The following is a 25772-nucleotide window of genomic DNA, read 5'->3' on the forward strand; positions in this document are numbered from 1 at the left end:
GCCGTACCTGGGCAACCTTACTAGACCCTCCCGGGCCGCTTCACGACCCCCCGGCCGCGAGGGCGAGGAAGGGGGCCAGGGCGTCCGGGTTCTGCAGCGCGCCCCTGCTCACGGCCTTGTCCGGGGCCACGCCGGCGAGGATCTTCTTGACCGGCACCTCGCACTTCTTGCCGTTGAGCGTGCGCGGGATCGCCTCGACGACGACGAACCGGTCGGGCACGTGCCGCGGCGACAGCTCGGTGCGCAGGGCCTTGCGCAGGCCCGGCTCGACGTCGGCCAGCTCGGCCCCGGGCGCGAGCACCAGGAAGCACAGGAGCGCGCCCTCGTCGCGGGCGCCGAGCTCGGTGGTGTCGATGACGAGGGCGTCGACGACGGACTCGAACGCCTCGACGACGGCGTAGAAGTCGGCCGTGCCCATGCGGACGCCGCCGCGGTTGAGCGTGGAGTCGCTGCGCCCGTAGATGACGTAGGAGCCGCGCGGGGTGACGCGCACCCAGTCGCCGTGGCGCCAGACGCCGGGGAAGTCCTCGAAGTAGGCCTCGCGCAGCCGCGAGCCGTCGGGGTCGTTCCAGAACATCACCGGCATCGAGGGCGTGGGGTGGGTGATGACCAGCTCCCCCACCTCGTCGACGAGCTCCTCGCCCTTCTCGTCGAAGGCCACGACGTTCGCGCCGAGCGCCGCGCAGGAGATCTCCCCCATCCACACGGGCACGTTCGGCGCGGCGCCGACGAACGCCGCGCACACGTCGGTGCCGCCGGAGACCGAGCAGATCTGGACGTGCTCGCCGACGGCGTCGCCGAGCCAGCGGAAGCCGTCCTCCGACAGCGGGGCACCGGTGGACCCGATGGCGCGCAGCGAGGAGAGGTCGAACTGGTCGCGCGGGCGCAGACCGGCCTTGAGCGAGGCCTGGATGTAGGGCGCCGACACCCCGAAGTAGGTGACGCGGTGCCGCTCGGCGAGCTTCCACAGGGTGCCGAGGTCGGGGTGGCCGGGGTTGCCGTCGTAGAGCACCACGGTGGTCCCCACGAGCAGCCCGCCGATGAGCAGGTTCCACATCATCCAGCCGGTGGTGGTGAACCAGAAGAACCGCTCGCCGGGGCCGAGCTCCATCTGCAGCCCGAGCGCCTTGACGTGCTCGACCACGATGCCGCCGTGCCCGTGCACGATGCCCTTGGGCAGACCGGTGGTGCCCGAGGAGTAGAGCACCCAGAGCGGGTGGTCGAACGGCACGGGCTCGAACTCCAGCGGCCCCTGTTCGGCGGTGAACTCGGCCCACGGCGTGGTGCCGTCGAGCGTCGCCGACTCGTCGAGGTAGGGCACGAGGACGGTCTGGCGCAGCGTCGGCAGCTGGGCCTGCAGCGCCGTCACGGTGGGGCGGATGTCGTAGCGCTTGCCGCCGTAGACGTACCCGTCGACGGCGACGAGCACGGTCGGCTCGATCTGCGCGAAGCGGTCGTGCACGGCGCGCGCGCCGAAGTCGGGCGAGCACGACGACCAGATCGCGCCGAGGCTCGCCGCGGCCAGGAACGCCACGAGCGTCTCGGTGGAGTTCGGGGCCAGCGCGACGACCCGGTCGCCGACGCCGACGCCCGCGCGCACCAGGCCGGCGCGGGCGCGGCCGACGGCCTCGCGCAGCTCGGCGTGGGTGACGGTGCGCTCCAGACCGTCCTCGCGGGCGAACAGCAGCGCCACGTCGTCGTCGGCGCGGCCGGGGCCCTCGCTCAGGGCGTGCTCGGCGTAGTTGAGCGTCGCGCCGGGGAACCACTGCGCACCGGGCATCTCGCGCGAACCGAGGACCGCCGTCGGCTCCGTCCGGAACCGCACGTGCATGAACTCCGCGACCGCCGACCAGAACCCCTCGAGGTCCTCGGTGGACCAGCGCTGCAGCGCGGCGTAGTCGTCGGCGTCGACGCCGCGGTGCTCGCGCACCCAGGCGGTGAACGCCGCCAGCGGGCCGGCGTGATCGGGATCAGGAGCCCACAGGACGGCGGGGGTCTCGGACATGGGCGCCAGCATCGCAACCCCGGGCCGCCGCGCGCCAGGGTCTGGCGCACACATCACGGTCGGCGGGTGTGGGTGCCGGCGACGCCCGCGACTCGCGCTCCACGACACCCCGACTCGCGGGGGTTCCCGTCAGCGCAGGTGCGAGTCGAACCAGTTGAGCGTGCGCTGCCAGGCGTCGGCGGCCGCGCCGGGATCGGAGTCGAAGCGGTAGCCGGTGCGCGGGTAGACGACGAGGTCGGTGGCCTGCTCCGACTTCGCCGCCGCGTCGCGCAGCTGCTCGATCTCCGGGTCGCGCTCGCCCTCGGTGTTCTCCCCGTAGATGCCCAGCCACGGGCAGGTGAGCCCCGGGGCGGCGTCGACGAGGGGCAGCAGCCCGTTCGACGGGTTCTCGGCGATGCCCTCCCCCGCGACGGTGACGGCCGCGCCGAGCGTGCGCTGCGCCGCCACCAGGAGGGCGACGGACCCGCCGAGGTCGAAGCCGATCACCCCCATCCGGTCCGACGCGATGTCGCGCTCGGCCAGCCAGCCGAAGGCGGTGTCGGTGTCGGCCATGACCTGCTCGCCGTCGAGGCGGTCGACCTGCTGCTGCACCTGGCCGTCGTCGCCGTCGACCTCGTCGGCGCCGTCGCGGTGGTACAGGTGGGGGGCGACGGTGAGCCATCCGTCGGCGGCCAGGCCGCTGACCAGGCCCCGCACGGTGTCGGTGACCCCCCGCGCCTCGTGCAGCACGACGATGCCCCCGCGGACCGGGCTGACCGGCTCTCCGACGGTGAGCCGCAACGCGCTGCCGTCGACCAGGGGTACGGTCTCCGTGCGGATGTCGGTCATGCTCACAGCCTGGCACGACTCCGCCGAACGGACGGGACCGGGCGGCATATGGTGACGCGCGTGACGACGATCCGGGCCGACCTCGCGGCCCTTCCCGCCTACGTCCCCGGCCGCGTGGTGCCGGGCGCGATCAAGCTGGCGAGCAACGAGGTCCCGCTGCCGCCGACCCCGCCGGTGCTGGCCGCGATCGCCGAGGCCGCCGCGGCGGGCAACCGCTACCCCGACCTCGCCGTCGTCGGCCTCACGGCCCGCCTCGCGCAGAGCCTGGGCGTCGACGCCGACCGGATCGCCACCGGCTGCGGCTCGGTGAGCATCTGCCAGCAGCTCGTGCAGGCCACCTGCCTGCACCCCGACGACGAGGTCGTCTTCGCGTGGCGCTCGTTCGAGGCGTACCCGATCGTCACGCAGATCGGCGGGGCCACCGCCCGCACGGTCCCGCTCACCGACGACTTCCGCCACGACCTCGACGCGATGGCCGCCGCCGTCGGCCCGCGCACGCGGCTGGTGATGGTGTGCAGCCCCAACAACCCGACGGGCACCGTCGTCACCCGCGCGGAGCTGGAGCGGTTCCTGGAGGCGGTCGGCCCGGACGTGGTCGTCGCGCTGGACGAGGCCTACCACGAGTACGTCACCGATCCCGACGCCGCGAACGGGCTCGACATCGTCGACGCGCACCCCAACCTGGTCGTCCTGCGCACGTTCTCCAAGGCCTACCGGCTCGCCGCGCTGCGCGTCGGCTACGCGGTCGCGGCGCCGGAGATCGCGACCGCGCTGCGCAAGGTCTGCGCCCCGTTCAGCGTGAGCTCGGTGGCGCAGGCGGGCGCGATCGCCGCCCTCGACGACGCCGCGGACCTCCTGTCGGCGTGCGCCGAGGTCGTCGACGAGCGGGTGCGGGTCCGCGACGCCCTGCTCGCCGCGGGCTTCACCGTTCCCCCGACGCAGGCCAACTTCGTCTGGCTGGCACTGGGCGACCGCACGGCCGACTTCGCCGCGCACTGCCTCGACCACAAGGTCGTGGTGCGGCCCTTCCACCCCGACGGCGTGCGCGTGACGGTGTCGAGCCCCGCCGAGAACGACGCGTTCCTGGCCGCGGCCGGATCGTTCCCGAACTGACTGCCGCAGGGCCCCCGATCTGCGGTTCACTGGAGCCATGAGCTCCTACCCGCCGCCCGGACCGGGGTCCTGGCCGCAGCAGCCCGGCCCGTCGGGCGCGATGGTCCCCTCCGAGGACCGCAACTGGGCCGTCGGTGCCCACATCGGCAGCTTCGTCGCCGCCTACGTCGCCCTCGGCCTCATCGCGCCGTTGATCGTGCTGCTGGCGCGCGGGGGGCAGTCGCCCTTCGTGCGGCGCCAAGCGATCGAGTCGCTCAACTTCCAGATCAACGCGCTCGTCATCATCGCGATCGGCTGGCTGCTGGCCATCGTGCTGATCGGGTTCGCGATCCTGGCCGTGTACGGCGTCTTCTACGTCATCGTGGTCGTGATGGCCACGATCAAGGCCTCGCAGGGCGAGGACTTCCGCTACCCCCTCACGATCCGCCTCATCCGCTGACGCCGGACGCCCTGCCCCCGGACGCTCTGCCCCCGACGCTCTGCCCCCGACGCTCTGCCCCCGGACGCTCTGCCCCCGGACGCGCGAACGGCCCGGTCCCCGCGGGGGCCGGGCCGTTCGTCCGGACGAGGTCAGTGGCGGACGCCGCGGCGCCCGTAGATGCCCGCCACGGCGGTGACGCCGATGGCGGCCACGATGACCTGCAGGATGATCTCGATCCAGTCGATGCCGTTCGTCGCGGCCACGCCGAACAGGCGGGCCAGGGCGGTGCCGATGAAGGCGGCGATGATGCCGACCAGGATGGTCAGCCAGATCGGGATGTTCTGCTTGCCGGGGGCGACCAGTCGGCCCACGAAGCCGAGGATGGCGCCGATGACGATGGCGGTGATGATCCCGGTGACGGTCATGTCGAGCTCCTGATCGTTGTGCGGACCGAACCCCGCTCGGCCCGCGTGCGCCTTGAATAGCACGCAGGTTCCCGGAAACAATCCCGTCACGCGCGGATACCACCCGAAGCGTTACGGGACCGTCGTCCGGCGTTCAGGTTCCGCTGCGTCCGCGCTGTCGTCGCAGGTCACAGCGCGATCACGAACAGGTGCACGACCGTGGTGGACCGCACGACGGCGCGTCAGGGCTCGAGCACGTAGCCCGCACCGCGGACGGTGCGGATGCGCTCCGGGCCGATCTTGCGCCGCAGGTAGGAGATGTAGACCTGCACGAGGTTGGCCGACGCCGGCTCCGACCACACCTCGCGCGCCAGCCGGTCGGGCGACACGACCTGCCCCGGCTCGCCGAGCATCGCCTTGAGCAGCGCGAACTCGGTGGGCGACAGGGAGACCTGCTGCCCGTCGACGGTGACGTCGCCGAACTCCGTGTCGACGACGAGCTCCCCGTGCCGCAGCACCGCGTGGTCGACGGCCGGCCCCATCCGCAGGCGCAGCCGGATGCGCGCGGCGAGCTCGTCGACGGCGAACGGGCGGAGCACGTAGTCGTCCCGGTCGCCCCGCAGCAGGTGCAGCAGCCCGGCGCGCCGCTCACGCGGGGTGACCGCGATGACCGGGGTGTCGGGCGACTCGCTCTGCACCGCCGCGAGCACCGACGCCTGGTCGGGACCGGGCAGCTCGACGTCGAGGACGATGAGCGCAGGGTCACGGGCGCGGACGGCGTCGAGGACCCCGATGCCGTGGCCGACGGGGCTGACGCTGACGCCCTCGGACCGCAGAGCGCGCAGCACGGAGGCCGACGCCGCGGTCGGGGGCAGCGCCAGCAGGACGTGATCGACCTGGGGTACGGGCACGCGTGGCTGGGGAATGACCGGCACGTGCGTGGACGCACCCCCTGGGGGAGCAGCAGGGAGCATCGCCGACCACTCTGCCGCACCCCCGACCGGAGTAACAATCCGCTAACGAGGCGACATCACCCGTCGGTGGAGCGGCCGTGACGCGCTGCTGAGAACTGCGCTGCGCCGAACGGAGTACTGATCACTCACAGGGGACCGTTCATCGCGCTCTCCGGCGCGCCGGAACGACCTGTGGGCGCGCACGCGCAACCCGCGCTCTCAGGTTCGGCGATCACGCGCCGTCATTTTCTACTGTTCCGGCCCATGCGACGGAAACCCTCCGCTGAGGTCGGTCGCTCGGAGACCACCGCCGAGCTGATCGCCCGCATCAGCGCCGAGCGCGACGCCCCGGTGGAGTCCACCGGGCGCCACGCCGTCCTCACCGCTCCCCCTCGGACGACGACGGCCCGCTCCCGCACCACCACCGAGCCGACGGTCCGGCGCCCGCGCCGCCCGGCGGCCGCTCCCCCGACCGGCCCGCACGCCCTCGAGCCCGCTCCCCGCGTCCCGGCTCCCCGCGCTCCCCTCCCGGCCCTCGACGACGAGCCGTCCCTGCTGCGCACCGGGCCGATCGGCCCGCCCGTGCCCGCGGCGACGGGGCGTCGGCGACGGGCCGAGGAGCAGGCCGACCCGCGGGACCTGCCCGTCGAGGAGGACGTCCTCTTCGACCCGGCGGCCGACGAGACCCCGACGACCGTGCTGCAGTTCGTCGCCCCGGACGCGCCGGCTCCCCGCCGGCCCGTGCGGATGCTGGTGATGGGCGCGCTCGTGGCGGTCGCGATGGTCGTCGTCGGGGCGGCCGCGGCGGGCTGGTTCGGCGGGACGACCCCGAACGCCCCCGCCCGGCTCACGGCCGTGACGAACGGCGTCGTGCCGCAGCCGGCGCCGACCGGCCCGACGGTCCCCGCGCCGGTGGGCGCGGCACCCGCCGACGTCGCCCCTGCCCCCGCGGAGGCACCGGCCGCGGACGTCCGGCTGACCGGCGGCGCCGTGCCGCCCGCCGACACCTCCTACGGCTACTGACCCCACCCCGTCCCGCCCGGCGCTCCCCACCGGGCGGGACGGGGCGCTCCTCAGATCGCGCGCTTGGTGTGCGGGCGCGGCCCGCGACCACCGCGGGTGGCGTCACCCTGCGGGCCGACGTGGCCCGGCTGGCGGGGGTTGCGCGCCTTGGCCCGCCGGGCGGCCCGGTTGAGCGGCGCCTCCGGCTCCTCGGGCGCCCCGGCCTCGTCGACGACGGGTTCGGACTCGGGCTGGGACTGGGGCTTCGGCTCGGACACGGCTGACCTCCGGTGGAGTGGGGGAACGGCGACGGCGGCGGATCAGGAGATCGCCCGCGGAGCCTAGTCGCACCGCCACCGCGCCTCCTCCGTGTTTCAGGCCAGCAGCGTCTCAGGCCAGCAGCGGGACCAGACGGTCGGCGTGCTCGCGCAGGAGCCGGACGAGCTCCTCGTTGGGCTCGGCGACCCGGGACGCCGGCCCGCACAGCGCCAGCCCGGCGACCAGCGCGCCGGTGACCGGATCGCGCACCGGTACCGCGAGGCAGCCCTTCTCGGCGTTCAGCTCGCCGCACTGGCGCGCCAGCCCGGACGCGGTCACCTCGGCCAGCCGCGCGCCGAGCTCCGCCGACCCGGTGACGGTCTGCGCGGTGAGCGGCCGCAGGTCGCGGGCCAGTGCGCGCCAGTCGGCCTGGTCGGCGAGCAGCAGCCGCCCCAGCGCCGACGCGTGCGGGTAGCGGGCCAGCACGGCCGACTCGCTCGGCGGGTGGTCCGGGTCGGCGTCGACGAGGGTCAGCGTGGCGCCGCGGAACGACGCCAGGTGCACCCCCCAGCGCACCATCCCCCGCAGGTGCTCGACGACGGCCCGCGCCGCGGCGGGCGGCGGCGGCACGACCGGCAGTGCGAGCCGGGCGGCGCGGCGGCCCAGCGCGAACCCCCGCAGGTCGGGCAGCCGGACCAGGTACTCCTCGCCGACCAGCAGGTTCAGCAGCCGGTAGGTGGTGGCCTGCGGCAGCTTCAGCGCCGCGGAGATCTCCTTCGCGGTCACGCCCGGCCCCGCCGCGACGACCTCCTCCAGCACCGCCAGCGCGCTGCGCACCGCGCGCGGCTGCCGTCCGGTGAGCGCGATGGGGTCGGTCACGGCCCCACCAGCACGTCGTCGGCGACCGTCTCGTCGTAGGCCCCGATCCCCGCCAGCGCCGCCGGTCGCCGCCACCGCAGCCAGCCCAGCCACACCGCGCCGGCGAGCACCAGCAGCGCGATCACCAGTGGCACCGCGCCGCCCCACGCGGACACGACGAACGCGCCGAGCACGGCGAGCAGCACCGGGGCCGCCACCGCCGTGACGGCGACCGGCCACGCCGTCAGCTCCCCGATCCGGCGCAGGAACGGCGGCGCGGCGAGGCAGACGAGCAGGTAGGCGACGAGGTACCCGGCGGTCGCGACGGTGAGCAGCTCGGCCAGCACCCGCGGCCCCGGCACGCCCGCGGCGAGCAGGCCCGCCGGCACCGCGGCGACGACGGGCAGCACCACCGCGATCGCGACGTGCGGCGTCCGGAACCGCGGGTGCGTGCCCCCCAGCGCGGCCGGCACGATCCCGTCGCGGGCCATCGAGAACACCACACGTACCAGCGCGCCCAGCGTGGCGAGCGTGCAGGCGGCGAAGGACATGGCGATGCCGAGGTCGAGCACCACGGCGATCCAGGCCTGCCCCTGGGCCATGGCGAGGGTCAGCACGGGCTGGGGCGCCGTCGTCAGGCCGCCGGAGGCGAAGCCGCTGACCTGGGTGTACGCGGCGAACAGGTACAGGAGACCGGTGGCGGCCGCGGTCCAGGAGACGACGCGGGGGATCGTGCGGAACGGGCGCCGCGCCTCGACGCCCATCGCCGTGGCCGCCTCGAACCCGATGAACGCGCCGAGCGCGGGGAGCACCGCGGCGGCGATCCCGCCGGGTCCGGGGTCGGGCGGCGGCGGGCCCGCCGGGGCGTCGGCGCCGAGCAGGGCGAGGAACACGACGGTCATCAGCGTGATCGACACGGCCTCGACGAGCAGCACCAGCCGCGCCGAGAGCCGCACGCGCACGAGCACCCCGGCGGTGGCCAGCACGGCGAGGACGCAGACGGCCAGCACCAGCACCGGACGCGAGCCCTCGGTGCTGCCGCCGAGCCGGGCGACCAGCGCGTCGAGGTAGATCGCCGAGCCGGCCAGCGCCGCCATCGCCAGCACCCCGTACCCGACCAGCAGCGCCACCCCCGAGCTGAACGCGGCGGCCGGGCCGAGGCCCTGCGCCGTGAGGCTGTAGAGCGAACCGGCCGCGGCCATCCGCCGGGTGAACTGCCCGATGCAGCTCCCGATGAGCAGGGCCACCACCGTCGCGACGACGAACGCCCACAGCGTCCCCGGCCCGGCGGTGGCCGCCACGATCGCGGGCACGGTGGCCATCGCGGCCGCGGGCGCGGCACCGGCCACCGACTGGGCCAGCACCTCGGCGGGACCGAGGTTGCGTCGGTCGAGGCCGTGCACCGGCGAGCGGCGGCGCAGCTTCGGCAGGGGCACGGGCGGGTCCTCCCTCGGGAGCGAGCGGCGTGGTCGGCGCAGCGTAGGACGCTACCGAGCCCCTGCGAACAGCAGCGGCGTCCCGAACGAGAAAACTGCCGGGCGCCTTCCCACCGCACGGGAACGGTGCCGGTCGCGCGTCCCACCGCCGGGTCGCGGCCGGAATGGGGGTGGTCCGGAGGGCGTTCGAGCCGGTGATGACACCCGCCCGGCTCTCGCTCCTCGACCGCTCCCGCACGCGCGCCGGGGAGCCGGACGCCGTCGCGCTGCGGCACACCGTCGAGCGGGCCGTGCACGCCGAGGAGCTGGGCCACCACCGGTTCTGGGTCGCCGAGCACCACGCCGTGCCGGGGATCGCGAGCGGCAGCCCGCCGGTGCTGGTGGCCGCGGTCGCCGCCCGCACGTCGCGGATCCGCGTCGGCTCCGGCGGCGTCATGCTGCCCAACCACCAGCCGCTCGTCGTGGCCGAGCAGTTCGCGATGCTGGAGGCGCTGTTCCCCGGGCGCGTCGACCTCGGGGTGGGGCGCTCGCTCGGGTTCACCGGGCCGGTCCGGCACGCCCTGCGCAGCACCGGCGCCGACACCTTCGCCGACGACCTCGCCGAGCTCCGCTCCTACCTCGACGGCACCGCCCCCGTCACGGCCCGGCCCCGGCTCGACCGGCCGCCGCCGCTGTTCGTGCTGGCCACCGGCCGCGGGTTGGCCGTGGCCGGCGACGCCGGGCTGCCGGTCGTGCTCGGCGGGCCGGTGCTCGACGACGACACGCTCGGCGAGCGCCTCGCCGACTACCGCGCCCGCGCGCGGGCGGCCGGCGCTGCGCCGTACGTGGTCGTCTCGCTCGACGTCCTCGTCGCCGACTCCGTGGCGGCCGCCCGCGAGCTCGCCGTGCCCGAGGCCTGGGCGCTCGCGGCGGCCCGGGCGACCGGCGAGTTCCCGGCCCTGGAGCCGGTCGACGGCGGCCGCCCGATGACGCAGCGCCAGCGCGAGCGGGTCGACGCGGCGGTGGGCCGGACGGTGCACGGCGACGAGGCGACCGTCGCCGACGCCCTCGACGACCTGTTCGCCCGCACCGGCGCCGACGAGCTGCTGGCCTCCACCTCGACCTTCGACCTCGACGCGCTGCGGGAGTCCGACACCCGCCTGGCCGCGCTCTGGCGCCGCCGCACCTGACGCCGTCCCCTCCCCCCTCCGGCGAGTGTGCCGATCCCCCCGGCGAGTGTGCCGTCGGCGCTCGCGCAGGGACTGCCACGACCCCGTACCGGGGCGGCGAACTCGCCGGAGGTCCTAGTGGGTCGGGCGGGGGTAACGGATCAGCAGGCTGGCGTGCACGTCGCCGTCCGGGCCCGCCGCGTACCCGTGCGGCACGTCGGCCGCCCACTCCAGGTGCTCCCCCGGCCCCGCGCGCCGGGGCGCCGCCGACGGGCCGGCCTCCAGCACGCCCGCGAACACCGTGACGTGCTCGGTGACGCCCGCGTGGTGGGGCGGGGAGGTCTGCGCGGCGCCCGCGGGCAGGTGCATCCGGTACAGCTCGTAGGTGACCGGCCCGTCGTCGAACACCCTGAGCAGGGCCATCTCCGCGGCCGACCCGCGCACCGGCCCGGGCCCCGCGACCAGCGCCGTCAGGGGCAGGCCCAGCGCGCTCGTCACGGCGTAGAGCGTCTCCAGGGTCGGGTTGCGGGTCCCGGCCTCCAGCCCGGACAGCGTCGCCTTGCCGACCTTCGCCCGGCGGGCCAGCTCGGAGAGCGACAGGCCGCGCTCCGCGCGCAGGGCCGCCACGCGCGCGCCGATGCCGGTGCTCTCGGTGAGGGCGGGGCGGCCTTCCGCGGCGTCCGGCATCCAGCTATCGTCGCACCGTTCCGTAAACGGAACGATGGTGGAGGTGGCAGGTGCAACCGTTCCTGGCGGGGATCGTCGCGGCGCTGGTCGGGTTCGCGGGCGCGTTCACCGTCGTGCTGGCCGGGCTGCGCGCCGCGGGCGCCGACGAGGCGCAGGCGGCGTCCGGGCTGCTCGCCGTGTGCCTCGCGTCCGGGGTCGTGGCCGTGGTGCTCGGGCTGCGGTACCGGATGCCGATCAGCATCGCCTGGTCGACGCCCGGCGCCGCGCTGCTGATCTCCGCGGGCGCACCGGCGGGCGGGTTCCCGGCCGCGGTCGGGGCGTTCCTGCTGTGCGGCGCGCTGATCGTCGTCGCCGGGCTGGTGCCCGCGCTCGCCCGGCTCGTCGCCGCGATCCCGTCGCACGTGGCGGGCGCGATGCTCGCCGGGGTGCTGCTGCCGCTGTGCCTGGCGCCCGTGCGGGCCGTCGCGGAGGTGCCGCTGCTCGCCGCGCCCGTCGTGGTCGTCTGGGTGCTGGTCGGGCGGTTCGCGCGGGCCTGGGCCGTGCCGGCGGCGCTCGTGGTGGCCGTCGGGCTGATCGTGCTCACCGGGCCGGCGGTCGTCGGGGCGGCGCCGACGTTCGTGTGGACGCCGCCGGCGTTCGAGGTGCCCGCGCTCGTCGGGATCGGGCTGCCGCTGTTCCTGGTCACGATGGCCTCGCAGAACGTGCCGGGAATGGCCGTGCTCGCGCAGTTCGGCTACCGCCCGCCGCTGCGGCCGATCCTGGGCGCCACCGGGCTCGCGACGCTCGCGGGCGCCCCGTTCGGCGGGCACGCCGTCAACCTGGCCGCGATCAGCGCCGCACTGGCCGCGGGGCCGGAGGCGGGCGCACCGGAGCGGCGGTGGGTCGCGTCCGTCGTCAACGGGGTGGGGCTCGCGGTGCTCGGGCTGGGCGCCGGGCTCGCGACGGCCGTGGTCGTCGCCTCGCCGCCGGTGCTGATCGAGGCGGTGGCCGGGCTGGCGCTGCTCGGGGCGCTGGCGTCGTCGCTGGCGGCGGCGGTGGCCGACGTCGAGGGGCGGGAGGCCGCGGCCGTCACCTTCGTCGTGACGGCGGCGGGCGTCGCGTTCCTCGGGCTGGGATCGGCGTTCTGGGGGCTGCTGGCCGGGGCGGCGATGACGCTGCTGCACCGGCGGCGGCGCGTGCGGGAACCGGCGTTGCAGTAAAGCCACGTTCCTGCAGCCGGATGGCGTGAACGTGGCTTTCCTGCAAGTCGGCTACGGCACCCGCCCGATGAACGCCAGCAGCTTCGTCTGCTCGTCGGCGTCCTCGGGCACCGGCGTCCGCGGCCCGTAGTGACCGCTGCTGCGCAGCACCTCGTCGAGCGGCAGCATCCCCTCGTACAGCCGGTGCACCTCGTCGGGATCGAGCCGCTCGTCGCCGCCGGTGGCGCGGGCGAGGTCCCAGGTGTGCAGGAAGACGTCGGTGGTGCCGATCATGTCGAGCGCGGCGCCGAAGGGCATCGGACCCATCGGCGTCTCCCGGACGGCGTCGACGACGGCCGGGTCGGCCAGCGCCCCGGCGAGCAGGGCGTCGAGGGCGCGCCAGGCGGCGACCGGGTCGTCGTCGACGGACGGCAGCGGCGACGCGTCGAGCCCCCACTTCTCCACGAAGAACGCCGGGAGCCACGCGACGAGGTGCCCGACGACGTCGCGCGCCACCCACCCCTCGCACGGCGCCGGCCGCTCCCAGGCGCCCGCGGGCACCGCCTCCACCCGCTCCGTGAACCCCGCCGCGATCCAGCGGTACCGGTCGGCCGCGTCACCCATCAGATCTCCTCTGCTCGGTGGAACTGAGACGCCCGCGGCGCCCACGACTCATCGGTGGACCGCCAGACCCCGGCGCTCCAGCAGCGGGCGCAGCTCCGGGTCGCGGCCGCGAAAGGCGCGGTAGGCCTCCATCGGGTCGACGGCGCCGCCGCGGGAGAGCAGCGCGCGGCGGAAGGCGTCGCCGTTCGCGCGGGTCAGGCCGCCGTTCTCGGCGAACCAGTCGACGGTGTCGGCGTCGAGGACCTCGCTCCAGATGTAGGAGTAGTAGCCCGCGCTGTAGCCGCCGCCGAAGACGTGGTTGAAGTAGGTCGAGCGGTAGCGCGGCGGCGCGCTCGGGACATCGACCCCCGCGGCCCGCAGCGCGTCGGCCTCGAACGCCGGCACGTCGTCGACGGAGTCGTCCGGGCCGAGGCGGTGCCAGGCCAGGTCCAGCAGCGTGGCGGCGAGGTACTCCGTGGTCGCGAAGCCCTCGCCGAACCGCCGGGCCGCGTGCAGCCGCTCCACCAGCACGGCGGGCAACGGCTCGCCGGTGACGTGGTGGCGGGCGTAGTTCCGCAGGACCTCCGGGTCGTCCAGCCACATCTCGTTGACCTGCGACGGGTACTCGACGAAGTCGCGCGGCACGCCGGTGCCGGAGAACGTCGGGTAGCGCACGTCGGAGAGCAGGCCGTGCAGCGCGTGCCCGAACTCGTGGAACAGGGTGCGGACCTCGTCGATCGTCAGCAGGGTCGGCTCGCCGCGGGCGATGTTGAGGGTGTTGAGGACGACGGGCCGCGTCCCCAGCAGGTGCGACTGCACCACGAAGCTGTTCATCCACGCCCCGCCGCGCTTCGAGTCGCGCGCGAACAGGTCGGCGACGAAGAGCCCGAGCGGCCCGTCCTCGTCGGCGACGTCGAAGACGCGCACGTCGGGGTGGTGGAGCGGGAGGTCGTGGCGCTCGCTGAACGTGAGGCCGTAGAGGCGGTGCGCGGCGAAGAACACGCCGTCGTGCAGCACGCGCTCCAGCTCGAGGTAGGGGCGCAGGGAGGCGGCGTCGAGGTCGTAGCGCTCCTTGCGCAGGCGCTCGGCGTAGTAGGCGCGGTCCCACGGCTCGATCTCGTGGCCCGCGAGCGCGGCCAGGTCGGCGGCCTCGGCCCGGGCGTTCGCCACGGCCACCGGCACGAGCTCGCCCAGCATCGCGTCGATCGCCTCGACGGTGCCCGCGGTGCCGACCTCGACCACCCAGCTCGCGTGGTGCGGGTGCCCGAGCAGCGCGGCCCGCTCGGCGCGCAGCGCGACGAGCCGGCGCACGATGTCGCGGGTGTCGTGCTCGTCGCCCAGCGCCCCCCGCGTGACCGACGCCGTGTGGAGCTCCTCGCGCAGCGCGCGGTCGGTCAGCGACGCCAGCGCCGGCTGCCCGGTGGGCAGGACGAGGCTCAGCCGGTCGCCCCGGGCGGCGACGGCGGCCACCGCGTCGGGCGACAGACCGTCGAGCCGGGCCGGGTCGTCGACGCGCACCGCGGCCGCGTTGGCGCCGGCCAGCAGCCGCGAGCCGAACTCCGTCGACAGCGTCGAGATCTCGGCGTTCAGCGCGCGCAGCCGCTGCTGCTCGTCGGCGCCCAGGCGGGCCCCGGCGCGCACGGCGTCGCGGTGCCGGCGCTCGAGCAGCCGCCGCGACTCCTCGTCGAGCCCGTCCGGCGAGATCGCCTCCAGCCGCGCGAACAGCGCCGGGTCGAGCGTGATCGCGTCGCCGTGCGCGGCGAGGCGGGGCGCGACCTCGGCCTCGATCTCCCGGATCCCGGGCGTGCTGCACGAGCCGACGAGGGTGGAGAACACCGCGGAGACGCGGCGCAGTGCGGCGCCGGAGCGCTCCAGCGCGACGACGGTGTTGTCGAACGTCGGCGGTGCGGGGTCGGCCGTGATCGCGTCGACCTCGGCCCGCTGCTGCGCCATGCCCGCCTCGAACGCGGGGAGGAAGTGCTCCTCGCGGATCGCGTCGAGATCGGGGTAGCCGTGGGGCAGCGGGCTGGGGGCGCGGAACGGGTCGGCCGTCATGCCCCCACGCTAGGCGCGATCTAGGTTGGCGGGATGGCGCAGGTGCGGGTGGGCGTGGCCGCGGTCGTCTCCGACGGCACGCGCTGGCTGGTGCTGCGCCGCGCCGGCGCGCACGGGGCCGGCACCTGGGGGCTGCCCGGCGGGCACCAGGAGTTCGGGGAGTCGCCGGAGGACACGGCCGTGCGGGAGGTGGCGGAGGAGACCGGGCTCGACGTCGTCGCCGACGCGCGGCTGGGGTTCACCGACGACCCGATGCCCGAGATCGGGCGGCACTACGTCACGTTGTTCGTGCGGTGCCGGGTCGTCGGCGGGTCGGCGCGGATCGCCGAGCCCGACAAGGCCACCGCCCTCGCCTGGCTCACGCCCGAGCAGCTGCGCGCCCGCGGCGACCTGTTCGCTCCGCTCCGCCGCTTCCTCGACGCCTGACACCGCGACTCGCGCGCCACGAGAGCCCGACTCGCGCGCAGCCGGACCCCGACTCGCGCGCCACGAGAGCCCGACTCGCGGGGGTGGGGGGTGGGGCCTCAGGTCAGCAGCGTCGCCGCCTTCTCCCCGATCGCCACCGCCGTGGCCGACGGGCCGCGCCGCGGGACCGTCGGCAGCACCGACGTGTCCGCCACCCGCAGCCCCTCGACGCCGAGCACCCGCAGGTCGGCGTCGACGACCCGCCCGATCGCCGCGGTGCCGCACAGGTGCACCGAGGTCGTGAGGTGGTCGGCGATCCAGGCGTCGAGCGTGCGGTCGTTGCCCAGCACGTCACCGCCCGGCCCGACGCGGCGCCCGACGCCGGCGCGGAGCAGGTCGGCGGCGGTGCGGATCGCGTGGCGCAGGCGGCGGCGGTCGTGCTCGGTGCGCAGGTAGCGGTACTCGATGCGGTCGAGCGTCAGCTCGCCGCGGCTGTCGGGGTGCTGCAGCGCGCACATCAGGTGCAGTGGACCGCCGGGCGCGAACGGCCGGACGAACGCCAGCACCTCGACGTCGCCCGCCGGGTCGGCGCCGGCGTCCCAGTTGAGCGCGACCTGGCTGCCGGGGGCGTGCGGGTGCGCGGGCGGGTCGTCGTCGGCGAAGGGGAGGTAGACCGACGGGTGGTCGGAGAAGCCCTGCCCGACCGGCAGGTCCACGCCCAGCCCGGGGCCGATCCCGGAGCGCAGCAGCAGCCGCGGCGTGCCGACCGCCCCGGCCGCCAGCACCACCTCCCCCGCCTCGACGACCTCGCCGGACTCCAGCTCGACGCCGCGCGCCCGCGCGCCGTCGAAGAGCACCCGGGCGACGGGCGCGTCCCCCCGGACGTGCCCGGGCCGGTAGGCCATCGCCGCGCTGACGCGGACCCCGTCGACGCTGTTGCTCGGCACGAGCCCGGCCCCCGGGGCGCCGCCCGCGTTCTTGTCCGGCTCGGCCGCGAAGCCCAGCCGCTGCGCGGCGTCGAGGAACCGCTCCGCGGCCGGGTGCAGCAGCGCACCCGAGGGCCGCCGCACCGGCACCGGGCCGGTCGTCCCGTGCCACGGGTCGGACTCGGAGCGCTCGTAGTGCGGGAGCAGGTCGTCCCAGGTCCAGCCGGGTCCCCAGTCCTCGGCGCGGGTGGCGCGGACCCAGTTGGCGCCGTTGATCGCGCTCGACCCGCCCAGCCCCCTCCCCCGCGGCACCACGGCCGCGTGCCCGGGCCGCAGGAGCACGGGATGGGCCCAGTTGCGGGGGTGGCCGGGGGTGCAGGCGACGAGCGAGGCCGCGTCGCGCAGCTCCGGGAGCGGGGCCACCGGACCGGCCTCGAGCAGCAGCGCCCGCGGGCCGAGCCGCCCGGCCAGCGCGCAGCCGGCGGACCCGCCCCCGACCACCACGACGTCCCGCACCCGGGCAGGATGCACCCGGTGGACGATCTCGCGCAGGATCTCGCCGACTTCATCGTCGCCTCGCCGACGCCGTACCACGCGGTGGCCGAGGCGGTCCGCCGCCTGACGGCCGCCGGGTTCGTCGAGCAGCCGGAGGCCGGCCCCTGGGCCGACGGGCCGGGCGGGCGGTACCTGGTCCGCGACGGCACGGTGCTGGCGTGGTCGGTGCCCGAGGGTGCCGCGCCCGGCACGCCGATGCGGATCTTCGCCGCCCACACGGACTCCCCGACGCTGAAGGTCAAGCCGAACCCCGACGTGGGCGCGGGCGGGTGGCGGCAGGTCGCCGTCGAGGTCTACGGCGGGGCGCTGTGGAACTCCTGGCTCGACCGCGACCTGGGCCTCGCCGGGCGCCTCGCGCTCTACGACGGCTCGACCGTGCTCGTCGACGTCCACCGCCCGCTGCTGCGCGTGCCGCAGCTGGCGATCCACCTCGACCGCGGCGTCAACTCCGAGGGCCTGCACCTCGACGCCCAGCACCACCTGCTCCCGATCTGGGGCCTGGGCGCCCCCGCCGAGGGCGACCTGCTCGACTTCCTGGCCGTCGAGGCGGGCGTCGACGCCGGGGAGGTGGCGGCGCACGACCTCGTCGTCCACGACGTCGTCCCGCCCGCGCGCCTGGGCGAGGAGGAGGAGCTGCTCGCGGCGCCGCGGCTGGACAACCTCGCCTCGGTGCACGCCGGGATCGGCGCGCTGCTCGCCGCGGCCGGCACCCCGGGCGTCATCCCGGTGTTCGTCGGCTTCGACCACGAGGAGATCGGCAGCGGCTCGGCCACCGGCGCGGCGGGTCCGCTGCTGGAGACGGTCCTGACGCGGCTGGCCGGCGGCTTCGACGCCCGCGGCGCCGCGTTCGCCCGCTCGCGCTGCCTCTCGGTCGACGTCACCCACGCGGCGCACCCCAACTACCTCGGCCACCACGACCCGGGCCACCGCAGCGTGCCCAACCGCGGGCCCGCGCTGAAGGTCAACGCCAACCAGCGCTACGCCACCGACGCCCCCGGCGCGGCGGCCTGGCACCGCGCCTGCCGCGATGCCGGCGTGCCGACGCAGGTGTTCGTCGGCAAGAACACGGTGCCGTGCGGCACGACCGTCGGCCCGATCCTGGCGACGCGGCTCGGCATCCGGACCGTCGACGTCGGGATCCCGGTGCTGTCGATGCACTCCGCCCGCGAGCTGTGCGGCGTGCACGACCCCGGCCACCTCGCCGCCGCGGCCACGGCGTTCCTCGTCGATCCCGCCTGATCCGCAACTGGACAGTTGCGGGTCCGGCGTGCAACCCTGCGGTAGCACGTCGACCACGAGGAGGAACCCATGACCGACCGCATCGAACGGGAGATCCGGATCGACGCCCCGATCGGGCGCGTGTTCGCGCTGGTCAGCGAACCCGGCTGGTGGATCGAGGACGGGCCGGAGCGCACCGTGACGAGGGAGGGCGACCTGACGGTCGTCGAGCTCCCCGCGCACGGGATGAGCTTCCCCGTCCTGCCGATCGCCCAGGACCCGCCCCGCTACGCCTCCTTCCGCTCGGCCTATCCGGGGATGGAGCCGGTGGAGGGCACCTCGACGCTCGTGGAGTTCACGCTGACCGAGCAGGACGGTGGCACGCTGCTGCGCGTCGTCGAGAGCGGGTACGACGCGCTGACCGTCCCCTGCGACACCGCGGGCAGCATCGAGGGCTGGGAGCAGGAGCTGCGGGCGGCGAAGCAGCGGGCGGAGCGCGTCCTGGCATGATCGACGCGCAGGTCGGCGACGTCCTCACGGCGCTCGCCGACCCGACCCGCCGGCTGCTGCTCGACGCGCTGGCCGACGCCGGACAGGCAAGCGCCACCGTGCTCGCGACCGGGCTGCCGGTGTCGCGCCAGGCCGTCGTCAAGCACCTGCAGGTGCTGGAGGCGGCCGGGCTCGTCACCGGCGCCCGGAGCGGCCGCGAGGTGCGCTACCGCGTCGAGCGCGCTCCGCTCGACGCCTCGGCCCGCTGGCTGACCGAGCTCGCCGCCACGTGGGACCGCAGGCTCCTCGCCGTCAAGCGGGCCGCGGAGTCCGGCGGCTCGCCGCGCTGATCCGCCGAGCGCGACGCATCATGGAGCCATGACCACAGCGCTCGTCGAGGAGGACCTCGGCCTCTTCGGTCCCGACTCCGTCACCTGGCGGGTGCACATCGAACCGGTGATGTGGGTGGCCGGGTTCCGGGCGCTGCTGCTGCAGTCGCTGGAGCCTCGGGTGATGCGCGGGACCTACCAGAACTCGGCGCTGTTCGACCCGGCGAAGGCGTGGTCGCGGTTCCAGCGCACGGTGGAGTTCGTGGGCACGCGGACGTTCGGGTCCACCGCCGAGGTCGAGCGCGTCGCCGCCCGCGTCCGCACGCTCCACGCGACCCTGCGCGGCTTCGACCCCGACACCGGCGAGACCTTCCGCCTCGACGAGCCCGAGAACCTGCTCTGGGTGCACGCCACGGAGGTCGGGTCGTACGCGCACATCGCGCAGCGCGCCGGGCTGATCGACGGGGCGGGGGCCGACCGGTACCTGGCCGAGAGCGTCCGCGCGGCGCGCGTGATCGGCCTGATCGACGCCCCGGCGTCGCGTGCGGAGATGGACGCCTACATCGAGCGCCGCCGCCCCGACATGCGGATGACCGACGAGGCCCGGCGCGCCACGATGAACCTGTTCGCGCCGAAGGGCCGCGCCCCGCGCGCGGTGAAGATCGCGGTCCCGACGATCGCCACCCTCGCGCTCGGCACGCTGCCCCGCTGGGCCCGCCGCTGCTACGGGCTGCCCGGCCTGCCCACCACCGACCTGGGCGTCACGCTCGGGCTGCGCGCCCTGCGCACGGCTACCGGCGTGCTCCCCGACGTGCCGGCCCCGCCGAACATCGAGCGGGCGCGGCGCCTGGTCCGCGGCCTCAGCGCCTGACCCGCACGCGCAGCAGCACCGGCAGCAGCACCGCGAGCAGCAGGCCGAGCCCGGCCACCGCGGTGATCCCGCCGAGCGCCCACAGCGCGTAGAGCCCGATCGTCGCGACGTCCGAACCCATCCCCGCGACCGACGTGACGGTGGCCCGCGACGACGAGTCGATGCGGTCCTGCAGCCGCGCGTCGGTGACGGCGAGGACCGCGCGGTAGCCGCCGTAGAACAGCGCGACCCCGACGATCGCGACCGGCTGCCCCACCAGCCCGGCCCCGGCGAACAGCAGCACCGACGCCGCCAGCAGCGCCGCGAGCCACCCGTTGCTCAACCCGGCCGCGCGACCGGCGAGGCCCGCCCCGACGACGCCGCCGAGCACGATCGGCAGGTCGGCCACGGGCACGAGCGCGACCGGCACCCCCCACGCCGCGACGATCAGCGGGAAGTACTCCTCGATCGCGTCGATGCTCGTGACCAGCGCGGCCGCGACCACCACCCCGGGCACGCCCGGGCGCGAGGCCGCGATGCGCAGCCCGGCGCGCAGCGTGGCGAGGTAGCCGAGCCCGTCGTCCTCGTCGTCGTCACCGGTGCGCGGCGCCTCCGGGATCGTCGACGCCACGACCGCGGCGGCGAGGCAGGTCGCCACGCTCACCCAGCCGACGAGGACGAAGCCGCCGAGCGGGAACAGCAGCGTCGCCAGGCCCGCCGCCGGGACCTGCGCGACCAGCTCGGCCGCGCCGACCCGCCCGTTGACCGCGGCGTAGTGCTCGCGCGCACCGGCCGCGACGAGCCCGTCGTAGAGGAGGGCCTCCTGCGCGCCGGACGCGAGCACCCCGCCCAGCCCCCACAGGACGAAGCCCGCGGCGAACGCGGCGAACCCGGGCGCGGCGGTCCAGCACGCGAACCCGGCCGCCTGCAGCACGCCGGCCGCGACGAGGCAGCTGCGGCGGGAGAAGCGGTCGGCGACCGCACCCGTCGGCACCTCGGCGACGATCCCGACGATCGACCAGACCGCGAGCAGCAGCGAGATCTCGGCGTCGGACAGCCCGGTGTCGGCGAACAGCAGGGCGTAGAGCGGGTAGAGGGCGACGGTGTCGGCCAGCATCGCCCAGCCGAGCATGCGGCGGGCGAGCGGACGGGCAGGGGCGGGGAGGGAGCGTCAACCGGGCACGGACGAAGGCTAGCGAGCAGCGTCAACGGGTTTGCGCCGTCGGATCCCGCTGCGTCGGACGGGGCTGCGTTTGACGGGGCGACGGGGGCCGCTCGCGACGGCCCCCGCGTCCCCACCCCCTCCGGGTTCGCCACCACCCGCCTCCCGGCCCGGGCACGGGCCGTGCGGCGGGAGGTGCTGCTGTCGGACGCCCCGATCGTGCTCCCGGTGGTGCCGTCGGGGAGAGAGGTCAACTGGCCGGACCGGCGGCGGATCGGCGTCCTTCTTGCCGTCGTCGGCGACGCCCGTGCAAGATCTTGCACGTGGACGAGCCCCTGCGCATCCTGGTGGCGTCCCCGCTCGCGCTGATCATCGAGCCCGCGCTGGCCGGGCGGTTCCCGGCGGGCACCGTGACCGTCGCCCAGGACCGGGAGCAGGTCGTCGGCGCGGTCCGCGGGCGGCTGCGGCACGACATCGTCATCTCCGACCTCATGTGGAACTCCGCGGACGAGTTCTCCTTCGACGGCCTCGACGTGCTGGGCATCCTCCGCGACGCCGACCGACCCGCACCCGTCGTCATGGCGACCCAGGGCCACGGGGCCGAGCAGGACCACCTCGAGGAGGTGCTGGCGCACGAGGAGGTCCGCGGGGTCTACCGGAAGTCGTCCGGGCCGCAGGCGCTGTTCGAGATCGTCCGCGAGGTGGCCGGCGGGGCCGGGGCGGGCGGGGCGCCGATCGTCCGCCCCCCGCTGGACCTGCCCGCGGTCCCGCACCTGCACGAGTGGTTCTCCCGGGGCCGGGGGCGCACGGCGGCCCGGATGGCGGGGGCGATCGCGTCCGGCCGGGCCGTCAGCCACGCGACGCTCGCCGAGGCCGCGAACGTCCGCTACGACACGGCGGCGAAGGTCGGCCGCGAGTACCTCGGCGAGCTGATCTGGAGGCGCGGCGAGCACGTCGAGCCGACGGTGCCCGCCTCGGTGGTCTACCGCTGGTGCGGCGAGCACGCCCGCTACATCCTGAGCTGGTGCCGCCGCAACGGGCACGCGGACGTTGCCACGCGGGTGATCGGGAGGCGATGATGACCACGTGGCGCCGACGACGACCTCCGCGACCGACCTGTCGCTGGTCACCGACCTGTTCGTGATGGCCGAGCGGATGCTCGTCGAGGTGCTCGGGCGCATCCGGCACGGCGACGGGAAGATCGTCCTGCCGCCGCTGCGCCCCGCCGGCGCACCCGCGACGATCCGCGAGTCCGTCGCCCGGCACGTGCGCGACGAGGCCCGCCTCGCCGGCATCCCCGACGACGTGGAGCTGGGCAGCGACCCGCAGGCCACGGTCGTCCGGCTGTCCGACGCCGCCGTCGCCGCGGTCCGCGGGGGCGGGGTCGACGCCGAGGAGCTGCTCCTCGCCACGATCGACCGCTGCTTCCTCGCCCACGACGTCGCCTTCCACCTCGGCTCCACCGCGTGCCCGCTGCCCGAGGAGCTGGCGCGGCCGCTGTGGGAGATCACCGACCCGCGGTCGGCCGAGTTCCGCGAGCGGGGCATCTTCGGGGAGCCGCTGCTGCCCATGCCGCCGCACGTGTCGTGGCGCGACCGCTTCCTGCGCACCGCAGGCCGCGACCCGCACCCGCACTTCGACTGAGTGCCCGTCCACGACACCGCGCGGGAGATGGCGCGCGCCCTGCGCGCCCGCGAGATCTCCGCGCGCGAGCTGGTGCAGGCCCACCTCGACCGGATCGAGGCCGTCGACGGGCGGGTGAACGCCGTCGTCACGCGCGTGCCGGAACGGGCGCTCGCCGAGGCCGACCGCGCCGACGCCCGCCTCGCCGCCGGGGAGCCGGTCGGTCCGCTGCACGGGTTGCCGATCGCGCACAAGGACACCCACCTGACGGCCGGCGTCCGCACGACGTTCGGCTCGCCGCTGCTCGCCGACTTCGTCCCCGACGCCGACGAGCTGGTCGTCGAGCGGATCCGCGGGGCCGGGGCGATCACGATCGGCAAGACCAACGTGCCCGAGTTCGCGGCGGGCTCGCACACGTTCAACCCGGTGTTCGGCACGACCGCCAACCCCTACGCCCCCGGCCGCAGCGCGGGCGGCAGCAGCGGCGGCGCGGCGGCCGCGCTGGCGTCCGGGATGCACCCGCTGGCCGACGGCTCCGACATGGGCGGCTCGCTGCGCAACCCGGCGTCGTTCTGCAACGTCGTCGGGCTGCGACCCTCCCCCGGCCGCGTCCCGACGCACCCGGCGGCCCTGCCGTGGGCGACGATGGCCGTGCAGGGGCCGATGGCGCGGACGGTGGCCGACGCCGCGCTGCTGCTGTCGGTGCTCGCCGGGCCGGACCCGCGCTCCCCGATCTCCCTCGACGAGCCGGGGTCGGTGTTCGCCGCCCCGCTCGACCGCGACCTCACCGGCCTGCGCGTCGCCTGGGCCCCGGACCTCGGCGGCGCCGTCACCGTCGACCCGGTGGTGACGGCCGCGCTCGCCCCGGCCGCGGAGGTGTTCACGCGCCTGGGCGCGCACGTCGAGCCCGCCTGTCCCGACCTCACCGGCGCCGACGACGTCTTCCGCACCCTGCGCGCCTGGCAGTTCGCCGCCACGATGGGCCCGCAGCGCGACCGGGTGAAGGCCGCGCTGGCCGCCAACATCGACGACGGCCGGCGCCTCACCGGCGACGACCTCGCCCGCGCCGAGCTCGCCCGCGCCGCCCTCTTCCACCGCGTCCGGGAGTTCTTCACCCGCTACGACGTGCTGCTGGCACCGGTCTCGCAGGTGCCGCCGTTCGACGCGGCGCTGGAGCACCCCACCGCGATCGACGGCGTCCCGCACCCGCACTACCTCGACTGGATGGCTTCGGCCTACCTGGTCTCGGCCGCGGGACTGCCCGCGCTGTCGGTGCCGGCCGCCTTCACCCCCGACGGGCTGCCGGTCGGGCTGCAGGTCGTCGGCCCGCCGCGCGCCGACCTGCTGGTGCTGCAGGTCGGGCACGCGTTCGAGGGCGCCACCCAGGTCGGGCTGCGCCGACCGGAGCTCTAACGGCGCCTCGCGACCACCACGACGTCGCGCACGGTCAGGTGCGCCCCCTCGTGACCGTGCGCCTGCCGCTCCCGGGTGCCGGCGACGACGACGTCCCAGTCGCGCGGGTCGAGCAGGCCGGCGGCCTCGTCGGCGGTGAAGAACATCCCGGGGATCTGCGGGCGGTGGTGGCCGGCGTCGTCGGTGGGGTCGTGACCGACGAGCAGCAGGGTGCCGCCCGGGGCCACGCCGGTGGCGAGCCGGGCGTACATCTCGACCAGCGTCGGCAGGTGCACGAACTGGGCGCTGACCAGGTCGTAGGCGCCCAGCTCCGGCGTCCAGGCGGTGAGGTCGGCCCGGCGCCACTCGACGTCGAGACCGGCCGACCGCTCCCGCGCGCGGCCCAGCGCGACCTCCGAGAAGTCGACGGCCGTGACCCGCCAGCCCTGCCCGGCCAGCCACACCGCGTCGGCGCCCTCGCCGCACCCGGCGTCGAGCGCGCGACCGGGCGGCAGGTCCGCGACCTCGGCGACGAGCTGCGCGTTGGGCTGCCCGCTCCACATCCCGCGGGAGCCGTAGCGCTCCTCCCAGGCCGCCCGGCTGAACATGTCCGTCTCCGTCATGCCCACCAGCGTGCTCCTGACCCGGCGAGATACGCAACTGCCGTTGCCGGACCGGCAAACTACGGCTGCAGGACCTCGTCCCACTCGCGGACGCGGTGCGCGCCGACCACCCCGTGGTGCAGGAACGGGTCGTCGGACATGAACTCGTCCACGGCCTCCCGGGTAGTGAACACTGCCATGGCGCCCACCGGGGCGTCGGAGAAGGTGCCGACCATCAGCAGCAGACCGCGGGCGTGGAAGTCGTCGAGCCGCGTGCGGTGTGCGGGGTAGTGCTCCTGCGCGAGCGGCATGGCGTCGTCGGCGAGGTCGTAGAGCAGCACGTGCTTCATCGGGTGTCCGTCCCCTGTCCGGTGTCGGTGTCGGTGTGGTGGTCGTGCTCGTGGTCGGCCGCCGCGGCGAGCGCGGCGAGGATCGTGCTCCAGCCGGTCGCGAAGCTGCCGGCGGCGTACCCGCCGGGCTGCGCGCAGTCCTGGCCGAGCTGCTGCTCGGAGAGCGCCTCCCAGCCGCGGTGCTCGACGGAGACGCGCGTCAGCGCCGGGCCGAGTGCCGCGAAGCGCAGCTCGACCTCCGTGGTGGCCGGCGTGCAGTCCCAGCTCAGGACGAGTGCGTGCGGCGGCTCCCAGGCCAGCACCCGGCCCCACTCGACGACGGTGCCGTCGGCCCAGGTCTCGACCAGGCGGCCGCCGAGGAGCGGTTCGAGGGTGACGTCGCGGACGCGCTCGCCCCCGACGGAGTAGGGCCGCACCGGCCACCAGGCACCGATGGTGCGGACGAAGACGTCGAAGGTGTGGTCGACGTCGGAGCGCACCAGCGTGGCCCGGCGGATCGGGGGGCGGTGCGGCACCGCGCCCGCCGCCCTCGTCGTCTGCTCCGCGGCGCTCATCCGACCGCGCTCCCCGGCGCCTCGTCGAGGAGGCCCCGCTCGGCCTCGACGAGGCGCCGCGCGGTGTCCAGCGAGGTCGCCCACATCTCGTCGAGGAACACCTGCAGCCCGGCCAGCCCCTCGGGCCGCGCCCGGTACAGCCGACGCGTCCCGTCGCGGCGCTCGTGCAGCAGCCCGGCGGCCTTGAGGACGCCGAGGTGCTGGCTCACCGCCGTGCGGCTCACGTCGAACTCCTCGGCGATGCGACCCGCGGGCAGCTCGTCGTGCGCCACGAGCCGCAGGATCGCCCGGCGCCGCGGCTCCGCGAGCGCCCGCAGCGCCTCGTCGGTGGCGCTCTCCTGTCGTTCCTCTTCCGGCATGGCCGTTAC

The 25772-nt window shown here is 75.8% G+C and carries 29 protein-coding genes; 13 read left to right on the forward strand and 16 right to left on the reverse strand.

Features of this window, described 5'->3' with window-relative positions:
- Window positions 1-40 precede the first annotated feature (40 nt).
- Both HOP40_RS06830 and HOP40_RS06835 read right to left on the reverse strand, forming a co-directional pair.
- A complete protein-coding gene (locus tag HOP40_RS06830) occupies window positions 41-2005 on the reverse strand; it encodes an acetoacetate--CoA ligase (protein ID WP_240157552.1) in 1965 nt (654 codons plus the stop codon).
- A 129-nt stretch (window positions 2006-2134) separates the two neighbouring features.
- Window positions 2135-2833 carry a dienelactone hydrolase family protein gene (locus tag HOP40_RS06835; protein WP_172155739.1) on the reverse strand — a complete coding sequence of 233 codons (699 nt, stop codon included), beginning with the start codon at window positions 2831-2833 and terminating at the stop codon, window positions 2135-2137.
- Between the two features lie 48 nt (window positions 2834-2881).
- Between HOP40_RS06835 and hisC the strand changes: the two genes are divergently transcribed.
- Both hisC and HOP40_RS06845 read left to right on the forward strand, forming a co-directional pair.
- Window positions 2882-3946: a histidinol-phosphate transaminase gene (hisC, locus tag HOP40_RS06840; protein ID WP_172155741.1), complete on the forward strand. Its 1065-nt coding sequence runs from the start codon at window positions 2882-2884 to the stop codon at window positions 3944-3946.
- 37 nt (window positions 3947-3983) lie between these two features.
- On the forward strand, window positions 3984-4385 hold the full coding sequence (locus tag HOP40_RS06845; RefSeq protein WP_240157553.1) for a DUF4870 domain-containing protein: 402 nt from the start codon (window positions 3984-3986) through the stop codon (window positions 4383-4385).
- Between the two features lie 131 nt (window positions 4386-4516).
- Here HOP40_RS06845 and HOP40_RS06850 read toward each other — a convergent pair whose 3' ends face one another.
- Both HOP40_RS06850 and HOP40_RS06855 read right to left on the reverse strand, forming a co-directional pair.
- Entirely contained in the window at window positions 4517-4792 is a 276-nt protein-coding gene (locus HOP40_RS06850) for a GlsB/YeaQ/YmgE family stress response membrane protein (protein ID WP_172155743.1), read from the reverse strand.
- Window positions 4793-5013: 221 nt separating this feature from the next.
- The gene (locus tag HOP40_RS06855) at window positions 5014-5682 is read right to left on the reverse strand and encodes a response regulator transcription factor (protein ID WP_240157554.1); all 669 of its coding nucleotides are present in this window, start codon (window positions 5680-5682) and stop codon (window positions 5014-5016) included.
- A 306-nt stretch (window positions 5683-5988) separates the two neighbouring features.
- On the opposite strand from HOP40_RS06855, the gene HOP40_RS06860 reads away from it, so the two are divergent.
- The gene (locus tag HOP40_RS06860; protein WP_172155747.1) at window positions 5989-6747 is read left to right on the forward strand and encodes a hypothetical protein; all 759 of its coding nucleotides are present in this window, start codon (window positions 5989-5991) and stop codon (window positions 6745-6747) included.
- A 50-nt stretch (window positions 6748-6797) separates the two neighbouring features.
- Here the strand turns inward: HOP40_RS06860 and HOP40_RS06865 are convergent, their stop codons facing one another.
- From HOP40_RS06865 to HOP40_RS06875, 3 genes are all read right to left on the reverse strand, one after another.
- Window positions 6798-7004, reverse strand: a complete 207-nt coding sequence (locus HOP40_RS06865) for a hypothetical protein (protein ID WP_172155749.1) — start codon at window positions 7002-7004, stop codon at window positions 6798-6800.
- A 112-nt stretch (window positions 7005-7116) separates the two neighbouring features.
- Window positions 7117-7863 carry an IclR family transcriptional regulator gene (locus tag HOP40_RS06870; protein ID WP_172155751.1) on the reverse strand — a complete coding sequence of 249 codons (747 nt, stop codon included), beginning with the start codon at window positions 7861-7863 and terminating at the stop codon, window positions 7117-7119.
- A complete protein-coding gene (locus HOP40_RS06875) occupies window positions 7860-9278 on the reverse strand; it encodes an APC family permease (protein WP_240157555.1) in 1419 nt (472 codons plus the stop codon). Before HOP40_RS06875 ends, HOP40_RS06870 begins: the two co-directional genes overlap by 4 nt.
- A gap of 197 nt (window positions 9279-9475) precedes the next feature.
- Between HOP40_RS06875 and HOP40_RS06880 the strand changes: the two genes are divergently transcribed.
- Window positions 9476-10447, forward strand: coding sequence for an MsnO8 family LLM class oxidoreductase (locus HOP40_RS06880; RefSeq protein WP_172155753.1), 972 nt, complete (start codon window positions 9476-9478; stop codon window positions 10445-10447).
- 114 nt (window positions 10448-10561) lie between these two features.
- Here the strand turns inward: HOP40_RS06880 and HOP40_RS06885 are convergent, their stop codons facing one another.
- Window positions 10562-11113 (reverse strand): helix-turn-helix domain-containing protein, encoded by a 552-nt coding sequence (locus HOP40_RS06885; RefSeq protein ID WP_172155755.1) that lies wholly within the window; start codon window positions 11111-11113, stop codon window positions 10562-10564.
- A 50-nt stretch (window positions 11114-11163) separates the two neighbouring features.
- Here HOP40_RS06885 and HOP40_RS06890 point away from each other — a divergent pair, with 50 nt between their 5' ends.
- The gene (locus HOP40_RS06890) at window positions 11164-12312 is read left to right on the forward strand and encodes a benzoate/H(+) symporter BenE family transporter (protein WP_172155757.1); all 1149 of its coding nucleotides are present in this window, start codon (window positions 11164-11166) and stop codon (window positions 12310-12312) included.
- Between the two features lie 51 nt (window positions 12313-12363).
- On the opposite strand, the gene HOP40_RS06895 is transcribed toward HOP40_RS06890, so the two are convergent.
- Entirely contained in the window at window positions 12364-12915 is a 552-nt protein-coding gene (locus HOP40_RS06895; RefSeq protein ID WP_172155759.1) for a TIGR03086 family metal-binding protein, read from the reverse strand.
- 48 nt (window positions 12916-12963) lie between these two features.
- Window positions 12964-14949: a M3 family metallopeptidase gene (locus HOP40_RS06900; RefSeq protein WP_172155761.1), complete on the reverse strand. Its 1986-nt coding sequence runs from the start codon at window positions 14947-14949 to the stop codon at window positions 12964-12966.
- A 33-nt stretch (window positions 14950-14982) separates the two neighbouring features.
- Here HOP40_RS06900 and HOP40_RS06905 point away from each other — a divergent pair, with 33 nt between their 5' ends.
- Complete coding sequence (locus HOP40_RS06905) at window positions 14983-15375, forward strand: nucleotide triphosphate diphosphatase NUDT15 (protein WP_172155763.1); 393 nt, start codon at window positions 14983-14985, stop codon at window positions 15373-15375.
- Between the two features lie 98 nt (window positions 15376-15473).
- On the opposite strand, the gene HOP40_RS06910 is transcribed toward HOP40_RS06905, so the two are convergent.
- Entirely contained in the window at window positions 15474-16796 is a 1323-nt protein-coding gene (locus HOP40_RS06910; RefSeq protein WP_172155765.1) for a GMC family oxidoreductase, read from the reverse strand.
- Between the two features lie 9 nt (window positions 16797-16805).
- Between HOP40_RS06910 and HOP40_RS06915 the strand changes: the two genes are divergently transcribed.
- The 4 genes from HOP40_RS06915 to HOP40_RS06930 all read left to right on the forward strand — a co-directional run bounded on the left by HOP40_RS06915 (window position 16806) and on the right by HOP40_RS06930 (window position 19742).
- Window positions 16806-18074, forward strand: coding sequence for a M18 family aminopeptidase (locus HOP40_RS06915; RefSeq protein WP_172155767.1), 1269 nt, complete (start codon window positions 16806-16808; stop codon window positions 18072-18074).
- 69 nt (window positions 18075-18143) lie between these two features.
- Window positions 18144-18563, forward strand: coding sequence for an SRPBCC domain-containing protein (locus HOP40_RS06920; protein WP_172155769.1), 420 nt, complete (start codon window positions 18144-18146; stop codon window positions 18561-18563).
- Window positions 18560-18892, forward strand: coding sequence for an ArsR/SmtB family transcription factor (locus HOP40_RS06925; protein ID WP_172155771.1), 333 nt, complete (start codon window positions 18560-18562; stop codon window positions 18890-18892). The genes HOP40_RS06920 and HOP40_RS06925 overlap by 4 nt, the downstream gene beginning before the upstream one ends.
- 28 nt (window positions 18893-18920) lie before the next feature.
- Window positions 18921-19742, forward strand: a complete 822-nt coding sequence (locus HOP40_RS06930; RefSeq protein WP_172155773.1) for an oxygenase MpaB family protein — start codon at window positions 18921-18923, stop codon at window positions 19740-19742.
- On the opposite strand, the gene HOP40_RS06935 is transcribed toward HOP40_RS06930, so the two are convergent.
- Window positions 19732-20853, reverse strand: coding sequence for an MFS transporter (locus HOP40_RS06935; RefSeq protein ID WP_240157556.1), 1122 nt, complete (start codon window positions 20851-20853; stop codon window positions 19732-19734). The genes HOP40_RS06930 and HOP40_RS06935 overlap by 11 nt on opposite strands.
- A gap of 353 nt (window positions 20854-21206) precedes the next feature.
- On the opposite strand from HOP40_RS06935, the gene HOP40_RS06940 reads away from it, so the two are divergent.
- Genes HOP40_RS06940 through HOP40_RS06950 form a run of 3 tightly spaced genes read left to right on the forward strand, consistent with a single transcriptional unit; the run spans window position 21207 to window position 23919 of the window.
- Complete coding sequence (locus tag HOP40_RS06940) at window positions 21207-21962, forward strand: response regulator (RefSeq protein ID WP_205347116.1); 756 nt, start codon at window positions 21207-21209, stop codon at window positions 21960-21962.
- Between the two features lie 7 nt (window positions 21963-21969).
- Entirely contained in the window at window positions 21970-22527 is a 558-nt protein-coding gene (locus HOP40_RS06945; RefSeq protein WP_172155777.1) for a hypothetical protein, read from the forward strand.
- Window positions 22528-23919, forward strand: a complete 1392-nt coding sequence (locus HOP40_RS06950; protein ID WP_275691341.1) for an amidase — start codon at window positions 22528-22530, stop codon at window positions 23917-23919. It begins immediately after the preceding gene.
- On the opposite strand, the gene HOP40_RS06955 is transcribed toward HOP40_RS06950, so the two are convergent.
- The 4 genes from HOP40_RS06955 to HOP40_RS06970 are packed head-to-tail and all read right to left on the reverse strand — an operon-like array spanning window position 23916 to window position 25763.
- Window positions 23916-24521, reverse strand: coding sequence for a class I SAM-dependent methyltransferase (locus HOP40_RS06955; RefSeq protein WP_172155779.1), 606 nt, complete (start codon window positions 24519-24521; stop codon window positions 23916-23918). The genes HOP40_RS06950 and HOP40_RS06955 overlap by 4 nt on opposite strands.
- A 59-nt stretch (window positions 24522-24580) precedes the next feature.
- Window positions 24581-24850 (reverse strand): YciI family protein, encoded by a 270-nt coding sequence (locus HOP40_RS06960; protein ID WP_172155781.1) that lies wholly within the window; start codon window positions 24848-24850, stop codon window positions 24581-24583.
- The gene (locus HOP40_RS06965; RefSeq protein WP_172155783.1) at window positions 24847-25404 is read right to left on the reverse strand and encodes an SRPBCC domain-containing protein; all 558 of its coding nucleotides are present in this window, start codon (window positions 25402-25404) and stop codon (window positions 24847-24849) included. Before HOP40_RS06965 ends, HOP40_RS06960 begins: the two co-directional genes overlap by 4 nt.
- Window positions 25401-25763: an ArsR/SmtB family transcription factor gene (locus HOP40_RS06970; RefSeq protein WP_172155786.1), complete on the reverse strand. Its 363-nt coding sequence runs from the start codon at window positions 25761-25763 to the stop codon at window positions 25401-25403. Before HOP40_RS06970 ends, HOP40_RS06965 begins: the two co-directional genes overlap by 4 nt.
- Window positions 25764-25772: the final 9 nt, after the last annotated feature.

Origin of the sequence: Pseudonocardia broussonetiae (assembly GCF_013155125.1) — a bacterium.
GTDB classification, from domain to species: domain Bacteria; phylum Actinomycetota; class Actinomycetes; order Mycobacteriales; family Pseudonocardiaceae; genus Pseudonocardia; species Pseudonocardia broussonetiae.